Source organism: Vannielia litorea (assembly GCF_018424695.1).
Lineage (GTDB): Bacteria > Pseudomonadota > Alphaproteobacteria > Rhodobacterales > Rhodobacteraceae > Vannielia > Vannielia litorea_A.
Window position 1 is genome coordinate 86,793 of record NZ_QTNQ01000010.1, and the last position, 9,965, is coordinate 96,757.

A 9,965-nucleotide genomic window follows, 5' to 3' on the forward strand; every position below is an offset into this window, starting at 1 on the left:
CTTCCTAGATATCCACAGGAAATCCACCCTCAGGTAGATCTTGTGTGTCGACTAGCCGGTTGCATCCATATAGTGTGGAGACGAGCAGAACAGCCATGTCCAAACGAGCAGCGGAAAAGCGCACTAGCATGCGTCGTGAGATCTACCTCGATAACAACGCAACGACACGGCCATTGGGGTCGGTAGTTGATGCTATGGCCGAGTGCCTGGGAGACGGGTTCGGCAACCCGTCAAGCCCGCACGCCAGGGGCCGTCGTGCGAGACAAGCGCTAGAGCCCGCGCGTCAGTCGGTTGCAGAACTGGTCGCGATTGAGCCTGAGAACGTGATCTTCACAGCCGGCGCTACAGAGGCAAACAACACAGTCATCGCAGCGGCTCTGAGACATGAGCAAAAGGTCATTTGCACAGGTGGCGAGCACCCGTCGGTGGGAGCTGCCGCAGGTAGATTGATCGGCAGCCGTGTAGAAGTCGGGTTGGACCAAGATGGCATCGTGGATCTCGCTAGGCTCCGTGATGTACTTCTTGCTCATCCCAAATCGTTGGTTGCTATGCATTGGGCCAGCGGCGAAACCGGTGTTCTTCAGCCCGTGGAGGAGGTCTGCGAACTAGCGTCTTACTTCGGGGCACAAACTCTCTTCGACGGCGCTCAAGCCGTCGGGCGCGTGCCGCGTGAGGAATGTCACCCCAATTACGACTTCTTAACCTTTTCGTGTCACAAGCTTCACGGGCCTCAAGGTGTCGGCGCCTTGTGTTTTGGCGACAAAGCTGAAGTAGAACCGCTCCTGTTCGGTGGAGGACAAGAAGCCGGAATGAGGTCAGGCACGGAGAATCTACCCGGGATCGTGGGATTCGGCGTCGCATGTCGCGCTCGACATCAGTCGCTAGACTCGGATCTAGAAAAGTTGCGTCAATTGAGAGATTCCTTCGAAGCCAAGCTTGCAGAAGACGTTGAAGGCATCCGCATCAATGGGAAAGGCGCGCGACGCGTTCCCAACACGTCAAACATCAGTTTTCTTGGCGTGGACGGACAGGCTCTTGCTGCACGTCTGGATGCCGCGAACGTTTTCTGCTCCCAAGTATCTGCTTGCTCCTCCGCGCGTCCATCGCCGTCGAGTACACTGCTCGCGATGGGCGTCTCTGAAGAGGACGCGTTTTCATCTCTTCGGTTCTCATTCTCAATTTTAAACACCATGAAAGATGCTCTCGAAGCTGCGGAGATCGTGGCTTCCGAAGTGCGGTTTCTTAGGGAGGTCTTCGGATGTGTGCAATGAAGTTTGGCGGGCACGAAACCTTCTGCATCCGTCCAAACTGGCTCGCGAAAGGCCTTCTCCTCCTGGGGGAAGTGGACGATGTTACCTGGGCATCGAATGAGGCCTCTGACTCCATGGGTGTCGGGCGCAACATGTCCAAATCCATTGGATGGTGGTTGAACGCGACAGGCCTTTCTGAACGGCCGGCGGCAAATGGGGGGCTGCGCCTTTCACCGCTTGGCAATGTCATCTTCGAGCATGACCCATATTTCAGCGATCTCGGGACCTGGTGGTTTCTCCACCTCTCTCTTGCTTTGGCCAACGACGACCGTGTGTTCAGTTGGTTCTTCCAGAGTTATCGGACCAGTCGCTTCAAGCGAGCCGAGCTGATCGATGCGCTCAAGGCTCATTTGGACGCGAGCTCCGAGAAGATCCCGGTCCAAAAGACGCTGCAGCGAGATGTGGCTGTCCTGCTTCAAAGCTACGCGAGGCCGATACCCGCGCCATACCAAGACCCGGAGGACAATGCGGATTGCCCCTTCCGTCGTTTGGGTCTGCTGATCCTTCAAACGGAGCTCGATCAGTACGACCGCCGCGCGCCAAAGGCGAGCATTCCGGCGCATGTCTTGGCCGCAGGCCTCAGCCTCTTGGCACAAACGCCCTCCGAGGCGCGCTTTGACGTTGATCTTGACGGCGAAGGTGACGGACGCCGACTGGCCCGCTGCTTCAATCTCGACTCAGATTCCTTTGCGAAGCTAGTTGCGCGATCAGAGCAGGTTCTTGGTTCGAAACGGCTGGCAACTCGATTTCTTGCAGGGAGCCGCGTGGTCAGCGTCAGAAGCCGGTCAATCGCGGATTGGGCCAATCTCTACTTCAGCGACGAGGCCGCCAAGAAGAAAGACCGTACGTTGGAGGCAGTGCTGTGAGTTTCCTGAAATCCATTAGCATTACCGAAGATTTTCTAGTTCCATCTCGGGCTACGCACTATCGGCCAACAAAGAAGTCTCTCGAAATCGTGAGATCGGTTCTTGGTGAAAGCGGCAGCCAAGCAACCAGTGTGATCGCCTCCTATGGGAGCGGAAAATCTCTTGCGGCTTTGGTGGGTGGCCTCTTTGTCGAGGCCGCGAAATCCAAGGCGCCCGATCTTGAACCCGTTCTCAAGAGGTTGGAGGGCGTCGACCCCGAACTTGCGGACGCCCTTGCTGATCGTATGAAATCAACGGCTAGTGGAGCTGTAATCTCGCTGTCTGGATATGTGCCGGACCTTCCTCTGGCATTGGCTAAGAGCCTTGGCCTCAACAAGCCTAAGTCCATGGAGGCGGCACTTTCAGCAATTGCGAGATACCTGAAGCGAAATGATTGCGATCGCTTGGCTATCGTCTGGGACGAGTTCGGTCGGCACCTGGAGCGCTTGGTTTCCACGGGGCGTTCTGAGGAGCTCCTGGAAGTACAGGAGCTTGCCGAGTGGGTTGCTCGCAGGAAAACGCCCAGCGCTACGCTGACTGTTCTCCTTCATCAGAATTTTCAGCGCTACTCCGGCCGGCTGAGCCAGTCTGGTCAACTCGCTTGGCGGAAGATTGAAGGCCGTTTTGACACACTTACGATCGTCGAAGACAGCGACGAGATGTATGAGTTCATCGCAGAGCTAGCCTCAGAGACGCTTGGGAAAGAGGCTGTCGCGCTGACCGCAAACACGAACTTCACGGCCCTTGCTGAAAAAGCCTCCAAGGCTGGTTTCTTCTCAACCTTCGAAGATCAAGAAGCCTTAGAGTCATTGCTTGAGAAAGCGTGGCCTTTAACGCCAACGGCGTTCTACCTTCTGCCGAGGGTCTCTGCACGCGTTGGTCAGAATGAAAGAACCGTCTTTTCCTTCCTTGCTACTCTCGCGTCGGAAGACCTGGGAACTCGGGTTACGGTGGAGCACCTCTTTAATCACTTTGCCGAGGCCATGCGGCAAGACACCGGCCCCGGCGGCGTTCATCGACGGCTTGTAGAGACGGAAAGTGCCCGCGCTCGGGCAGAGACAGAGCTCGAGAGAGAAGCACTCGCTGCAGTCTGCCTCCTGCAACTGGGGGGTGGAGGCGAGCGAGATCATCTCTCAATGTCTCGCTTACAGGCAGCCTTAATCGCGGGAACCACTCATCGCGAAAGCGAAATAAAAGCGGCGACCGATGCACTCATTGCAAGAAAGCTGCTTCTCTACCGTACACGCACAGATGACGTATCTGTCTGGCACGGGGCTGACATCGACCTGCGGGCCAAGGTGACAGAAACCATCGCAGAACTCGCTTCTGAGAAGGATATCTTGGGGTGCATCGAGGATCTCGCACCAGCGATGTCCTATACCGCACTTCGCTATAACTTTGAGAAGAACCTCACTCGTTACGCTGCAGGCACCTATGTCCGTCTTGAGTGTCTCGTGAAACCTGAGAGCCGCGAGGGGTACGCGCAGCTCGCCGACCACCTAGACGGCTTGGTTGCGCTGGTCGTGGATGGCAGCTCGAAGGACATTCGATCGATAGATAGATCCTGGCTCAAGAAGCATCCGCACCTGATCGTTGCTCTTCCGCGCCAAGGCTTAGATCTTGAGGCAGCCACGCTCGAACTCGAGGCGTTGAGGCGGCTCTCCAAAGACAAGGAGCTCTTGGCCCTAGACCCCCTCATTGAGCGGGAGCTGGCAGAGCTGAGATCTAATGCCTTTGAGTACCTAACCTCTCGCTTGGATCTCCTTACCGAGCCCGACAGCGGCGGCGTCGTTTGGCATTCGGCAGGAGAAGCAATCCCGATGGACGGCCCCGGGTCGGTCTATGAGGCGTTATCCAAGATTTTTGACGCCCGCTTCCCCCAGACCCCACGCGTCCGCAACGAACAAATCGTCAGGCGGAAAGTAACCGCGCAGACCAAGAGTGCTCGAAAGCGCTGCATTCTGGGTGTCCTTGAAAGGACTGGCGACCCAGAGCTCGGATATGCCGGCGCGACTTCTGCTGACGCGTCCATCTTCAGAACTGTCTTCGGTGCCACCGGTCTTTACAATACCGAAGATAGTGCTGGCGCATGGTGTGACCCTGAACACCTCAAAGATCCCGGCATGCGAACTGTGTGGAGCAAGCTCAAGGAGTTTTTTGAGAATCCGGAAGATGAAGCGAAGAGCTTCACAGTGCTCATTGAAGAACTGACAAGCAGCCCAATCGGTCTTCGCAACGGCCTTGTCCCACTGCTGTTGGCCGCAGGACTTAAGGCGTTTGGTTCATGTCTTGCTCTCCGCCAAAACGTAGGCGGGCGGTGGGTCTATGTCGAAGATATCCAGCCTTCGGTAGTTGAAGCGATTGCAGAGACGCCCCAAGACTATGAACTTGAGGTGATCGCCAGATCAGAGACTCAGGCTCAGCGCATCGGACGATTGATTGAGGAGTTCAGCCCTATTGTCGATGGAAAGGAAGCGGACCAAGTCCGGGCCTTCTATGACGCTCTGTACTCTTGGAGGCGAAACCTACCACCATCCGCCCTGAAGTCGCGCGGGCTGGGCGATCATGCGACCCGCCTCCAAAGGGTTTTACGACAAACTGCCGGGGATCCGGTCCATCTTCTGTTCCGAGCGTTCCCAGACATTGCCTCTCGGAAAACGCTCGATGACAAGTGCGTTGAGTATATCTCCATAGCTCGGAAGCAAATCGAGCAGCTTACAGCAGTATATACGGAGCGCGCGATCATCACAGCCAAGCAAGCGTTCGCTGGGGATGCTTCGAATGCTGAAGGTTCACTCCTGCAAGCAGCCGACAATTGGGGCTCTGCGTTGCCTTCGACTTTGGACAAGCACACCGGCCTCGACAGGCTTAGCAAAGGTATCATCTCACGCGCGCGCCACGCCTTGAACGGTCGCTACACCGAGGCAAGTTTCGTTCGTGCGCTCTCTGGGATGTTGTCTGGTAAAGACTTCGAGGAGTGGGACGACGTGACAGCCCGAGAGTTCGAGCAGTCCCTTCGCGCCAATCTTCGTAAGATTGAAGATGTTGCCCTTTCGCTTGAAGACGGCGCGGATGGCCTACCACCCTTCCTGGAAAAGAAGGTCCGAGCACTCATCGAGAAGCACCGGCGTGTGGCTGGCGATGCTGCAACAAAGAAATTCATCACCGATGTTTTGAAAGAGGTCTAATGCAACCTGCGAGCCTGGATACCGCAATTTCCGATTCTGAACGCCGTCATATCGTTCCGCTCAGCGGAGGGAAAGACAGCACCGCGTTGGCGGTCTACATGCTCGAGAACCATGGGGACCTTCCGCTTGAGTTCATCTTCACGGACACCGGAGCGGAACTCCCAGAGACCTATCAGTACATTAAGCGCTTTGAGACAATCTTCGGCGTAGAGGTCCAGAAGTTAACCGCGTTGGATCTTCCTGAACTCAAGGTGCGGGATAAGGATGGACGGCGCTCCCCCTTCGATGTGCTCTTAGACGAAGTGTACAGCGGCTTTCTGCCCAACCCTCAGGCCCGTTGGTGTACGCGGATGCTAAAAATCAAACCATTTGAGATGTTTGTCGGGGATAGTGAATGTTATTCTTACATCGGTATTCGCGCAGATGAAACGCGAGATGGTTTCGGTGGGGCAGCCCGCAACCACGAAGGCGCGTACGAGGCGAAGCGAGCCAGCAAACCTGTGGCCCTAAGTGCCAAAGAGAACATTCAACCAGTCTATCCTTTCAAGGATATCGGCTTTGGGATCGATGATGTTCGAGACCTCCTTGAGGGCAGTGGATTGGGGCTGCCCAAGTACTACGAATGGCGGTCGCGCTCGGGCTGTTACTTCTGCTTTTACCAACAGGTTGGAGAATGGCAGGCACTTCGCAAGCGTCATCCAGAACTCTTCGAACGTGCGAAGGAGTATGAGGCCGAAGATGGCGACGGTCGTCGTTTTACTTGGATCCAACGCCGGTCTTTGGAGGAGCTGGAGCGCCTCAAGAAGGAATACGAGATCCCGGTGGGTGAACCAGACGATGGCTGTGCCATCTGTCACCTCTGACAAAGAGCTTACTTGATCCTCGCGGTCGTAGGGGAGCAGCGGTTAGAGAAACGCATGATGGACCTGAAATCGGATAATGGGAAAAGGCGGACATTTGGGAAGCGAGTTGGAGGTGCGCTGTACCTTCATCGCAGTGCGCTTGATGCGCTCTCCGAAGAAGACAGACAGCACATGCACAGAGCGGAAGCCTCTATTCCCGAGGGATTTGTTTGGTCAGTTCTAAAGCTCGACCGTAGGAGTTCGACGCAGGTTTCATTCCTAGACTACGAGGATTTCGAGGCCGTGGCTTTTCCGGCCTTGAAGCGCAGCTGCACGGTTGAGGTAAACTCAGGCAAGGCCGTCGTGCGGCGCTACTGTCCTGACAACCCACCAATTCTTCATCGTAAGGAGCTGTTGCTGCAGGATTCAGATCCACGGCGTACGGAATTTTCCGATCTGACGCAGCGCCTTGAACGGCTGGGTCTCTTCAAGAACATGAGCAGAATGGGGCGGCGGCGACCGTGGGAAGATGCTCTTATGTCAGCTGGTCTGGACGTAAATGGGGGTTCTCTTGACTAAGTCCTCTCCCGATCTCCTAACCCGGATGACCGTTCAGGCTTGTCGTATCCCTCCGCGGGCTTTCAGGAGAGGGGCATGAGCACCCCACAAAGAGCCTCCGCAACAGAGGTAGAGCGCCACAAGACCGCGATACCTCGGACATCAGTATCCGCCCCCATATTCCTTCTGCAATCAGGCGGCGTCATAACCGATAAGACGACCGTCCTCGATTATGGGTGCGGCAAGGGCAACGATCTCGAAGCCCTAAAACAAGCGGGCATCAACGCGTACGGTTGGGATCCCCATTTTGCGCCCAACACTGATAAGCTCGTGGAGTCTGACGTCGTCAACTTGGGCTTCGTTCTAAACGTGATCGAAGACCGCAGTGAACGGGAAGAAGCACTTCGAAAGGCATTCGGGTACGCGCGACAGTGCTTAGCAGTCTCGGTCATGCTTATTGGGAAGGGAGACCTGAGAAACTCCCGCCCGTACAAGGATGGCTTTATAACTTCCCGCAGAACCTTTCAAAAATACTACTCACAGGGCGAACTACGCGAGTTCGTTGCTAGTACGCTTGATGTCGAACCGATTGCCGCTGGTCCTGGAATTTTCTTTGTATTCAAGGACGAGCTAGCGGAACAGCGATTTCTCTTCCGCAGACAGATAGGCTTCCGAAGCAGTACAAGCAGAACGTCGCCAATCGTTCGCACCGAGCACAGTCCCACGTCAAAGGCGCCTACAGGCACAGTCAAGAGCATCGTCAAAGACCTAGCGGGTCTTATTCGTGAACTCGGCCGATACCCAGATGAAGGCGAGTTACCTACTTCTCTGCGCAAGCGGATTGCGAAGTCCAAGCATGGCCTGTCCTATCTTTCAAATCTCTCCATTCAGGAGGTGGATTCTGGAGAACTTGAGCAGGTCGCCGCGCGTAGGATGGGGGACTTGAGCCTCTTTTTCGCTCTCAACGCATTCGGACAGCGTCCACCCTATTGTGAGCTACCTCCGGAGATGCAGCGCGATGTTCGCGCCTTCTTCGGCTCCCACCAGCGAGCCATAGCTGAGGGCCAGGCTCTGCTGTTTTCCATTGGGGACAGTGAACGGCTGCTCAAGGACGCTCAAGAGGCCCTCAACGCAGGAATTGGTCGGCTAGATGACGCCAAGTTCCAGTTTCACATCAGAGACCTGCCTCGCCTATCTCCTGCACTTCGCGGCTACGTTGCAATCGGCGAAAGGCTTGTAGGTGATCTTTCCGAGGCGACACTCTTGCGCATTCACATCGACAGCAAGAAGCTGTCGACCCTTTATTGCCCCGATTTCGAGACGTCACCTCTCCCTCGTATCACACAGCGGGTGAAGGTCGAGTTTCAGACATTCGACGTGACGGTCGTTGATCACACCCAAGGCGGGCGGGTCAAACTTCTCTTTTTGCGCTCCAAGTACTTGACTCCTGATCATCCTCATCTCGACGAGCAAAAGAAGTTTGACGACCGAATTTTGGAAATAGAGACACTAGATCTGTCTGGTGAGGGGCCTGACCTCCAATCCTTTTCAAAAGCTATCACCAATGCTGCTGTATCTCTACCAAGACTGTCCTAAACTTCTGCTTCACCTGCGTCGGCTCTTCAGGCCATCATCGGGTGTCCCCCGTCAGCAAATCCAGGCCTGGCAAGAGGACTACAACCATCACCGCCCGCACTCGGGGCTCGGGAACATCCCGCCAGCCGAGTTTGTGGCAAAGAACGGCCTGGCAATACGTGCCGCGTAGCGCCAAATATCAACCGGCGGATTCTCCGTAAGGCCGGAGGGAAGTCGGGTCTCAGGTCAGCTGAACCGCCTCCCTCGCGGCACGCGCATGCGCAAGGTTCACACCAATCGATACCAGAAGCAGGTACCCGGACATCACATCCAGATGTATGTTAAGTTCCTGACCCTCATTGACAAAAAAAGGTGAGAAGGTACGCCAGTTCCAATACACCGCCATCGATGACGCAACGCGGGTTCGGGCGCAGAAGGTTTACGAAAAACAAACCCAAGCCAATGCAATCAACTTTGTTGACCACGTCGTTGAAAAGTTCCCGTTCCGCATCCGCGAAATCAGGACGGATAATGTCCATGACTTCCAAGCCAAATTCCATTGGCATGTCGAGGATCTTGGCATCCACCATGCTTACATCAAGCGCGGGTCGCCGCAGCTGAACGGTAAGGTGGAAAGGTCACACAGGTCCGATGGGCAGGATTTCTACCAGCTGCTGAGCGACAAAGGCGATGTCGATTTTGAAGCAAAGTTGGACGAATGGGAGCGCTTCTACAACTTCCACAGGCCGCACGGCGCACACAACGGAAAGACGTCTTACGAAGCGCTCAGAGAGAAGCGATAATCAACAAACGGGATGTCCCACGAGCAACCGCACCTTACAAGACCACTGCGCCACACTAGGCGAAACAGATCTTGCATCAAAGGAATGCCTGGCCACTAGAGAGGCCTTGCACGTCCACCGTGGGGGATGAATTGGGGGATAGGACCCCCGAAAAACCTCCTAAGCCACGGAAGAAATTGAATATTAATCAAAATCATGGTGCGGTCGAGAAGACTCGAACTTCCACGGGTGTTACCCCACAGCGACCTCAACGCTGCGCGTCTACCAATTCCGCCACGACCGCACATCTTGGCTTGGTGGGGGGCTTCTAGCGAAACGCCGCGCCGTTGGAAAGTGGTTTTTTCGGCTTCGGTGCCAATCATTTTCAGGGCTGGATTCCGGGCGCGCAAGCGGCATATCTGGCAGCATGGTCGAATGGATCACATCCCAGGGGCTCACCCCTTACGACGACGCCGTTGCTGCAATGGAAGCGCGCGCAGCGGCGATCCGCGCAGGCACGGCCTCCGAGGCGATCTGGCTGGTCGAACACCCGCCGCTCTACACCGCCGGCACCTCTGCGCAGGAAGCAGACCTTCTCACCCCCAACCGCTTTCCCGTTCACGCCACAGGGCGCGGCGGGCAATACACCTATCATGGCCCGGGCCAGCGGGTGGCCTATGTCATGCTCAATCTGGCAGAGCGTGGCCGCGATGTGCGCGCCTTTGTCCACCAGCTTGAAGCGTGGATCATCGCCACGCTCGCCGAGTTCGGCCTCACCGGCGAGCGCCGCGAGGGGCGCGTCGGC

8 protein-coding genes, 1 tRNA gene and 1 pseudogene are annotated in these 9,965 nt (G+C 56.0%); 9 read left to right on the plus strand and 1 reads right to left on the minus strand.

From position 1 onward, the window contains the following. Nucleotides 1-95 precede the first annotated feature (95 nt). The 8 genes and pseudogenes from DYI42_RS05875 to DYI42_RS05910 all read left to right on the plus strand — a co-directional run. Entirely contained in the window at nt 96-1,271 is a 1,176-nt protein-coding gene (locus tag DYI42_RS05875) for a cysteine desulfurase family protein (protein ID WP_213544996.1), read from the plus strand. Then, nucleotides 1,268-2,176: a DUF4007 family protein gene (locus tag DYI42_RS05880; RefSeq protein WP_213544997.1), complete on the plus strand. Its 909-nt coding sequence runs from the start codon at nt 1,268-1,270 to the stop codon at nt 2,174-2,176. Before DYI42_RS05875 ends, DYI42_RS05880 begins: the two co-directional genes overlap by 4 nt. Further along, nucleotides 2,173-5,403: a hypothetical protein gene (locus DYI42_RS05885; RefSeq protein WP_213544998.1), complete on the plus strand. Its 3,231-nt coding sequence runs from the start codon at nt 2,173-2,175 to the stop codon at nt 5,401-5,403. The genes DYI42_RS05880 and DYI42_RS05885 overlap by 4 nt, the downstream gene beginning before the upstream one ends. Further along, nucleotides 5,403-6,266 carry a phosphoadenosine phosphosulfate reductase domain-containing protein gene (locus DYI42_RS05890; protein ID WP_213544999.1) on the plus strand — a complete coding sequence of 288 codons (864 nt, stop codon included), beginning with the start codon at nt 5,403-5,405 and terminating at the stop codon, nt 6,264-6,266. Before DYI42_RS05885 ends, DYI42_RS05890 begins: the two co-directional genes overlap by 1 nt. A gap of 54 nt (nt 6,267-6,320) precedes the next feature. Then, nucleotides 6,321-6,824 (plus strand): hypothetical protein, encoded by a 504-nt coding sequence (locus DYI42_RS05895; RefSeq protein ID WP_213545000.1) that lies wholly within the window; start codon nt 6,321-6,323, stop codon nt 6,822-6,824. A gap of 75 nt (nt 6,825-6,899) precedes the next feature. Next, nucleotides 6,900-8,399 (plus strand): DNA phosphorothioation-associated putative methyltransferase, encoded by a 1,500-nt coding sequence (locus DYI42_RS05900; RefSeq protein ID WP_213545001.1) that lies wholly within the window; start codon nt 6,900-6,902, stop codon nt 8,397-8,399. After that, complete coding sequence (locus DYI42_RS24650; RefSeq protein WP_213545002.1) at nt 8,368-8,568, plus strand: integrase core domain-containing protein; 201 nt, start codon at nt 8,368-8,370, stop codon at nt 8,566-8,568. The genes DYI42_RS05900 and DYI42_RS24650 overlap by 32 nt, the downstream gene beginning before the upstream one ends. A gap of 60 nt (nt 8,569-8,628) precedes the next feature. Continuing rightward, nucleotides 8,629-9,181 (plus strand): annotated as a pseudogene (locus DYI42_RS05910) (integrase core domain-containing protein); the annotation flags it as partial. 196 nt (nt 9,182-9,377) lie between these two features. Here DYI42_RS05910 and DYI42_RS05915 read toward each other — a convergent pair. Continuing rightward, nucleotides 9,378-9,464 (minus strand) — tRNA-Leu (locus DYI42_RS05915). A gap of 123 nt (nt 9,465-9,587) precedes the next feature. Between DYI42_RS05915 and lipB the strand changes: the two genes are divergently transcribed. Beyond that, nucleotides 9,588-9,965, plus strand: a 378-nt coding sequence (gene lipB / locus DYI42_RS05920) for a lipoyl(octanoyl) transferase LipB (RefSeq protein WP_213545003.1), incomplete at its 3' end; no start/stop codon positions are given.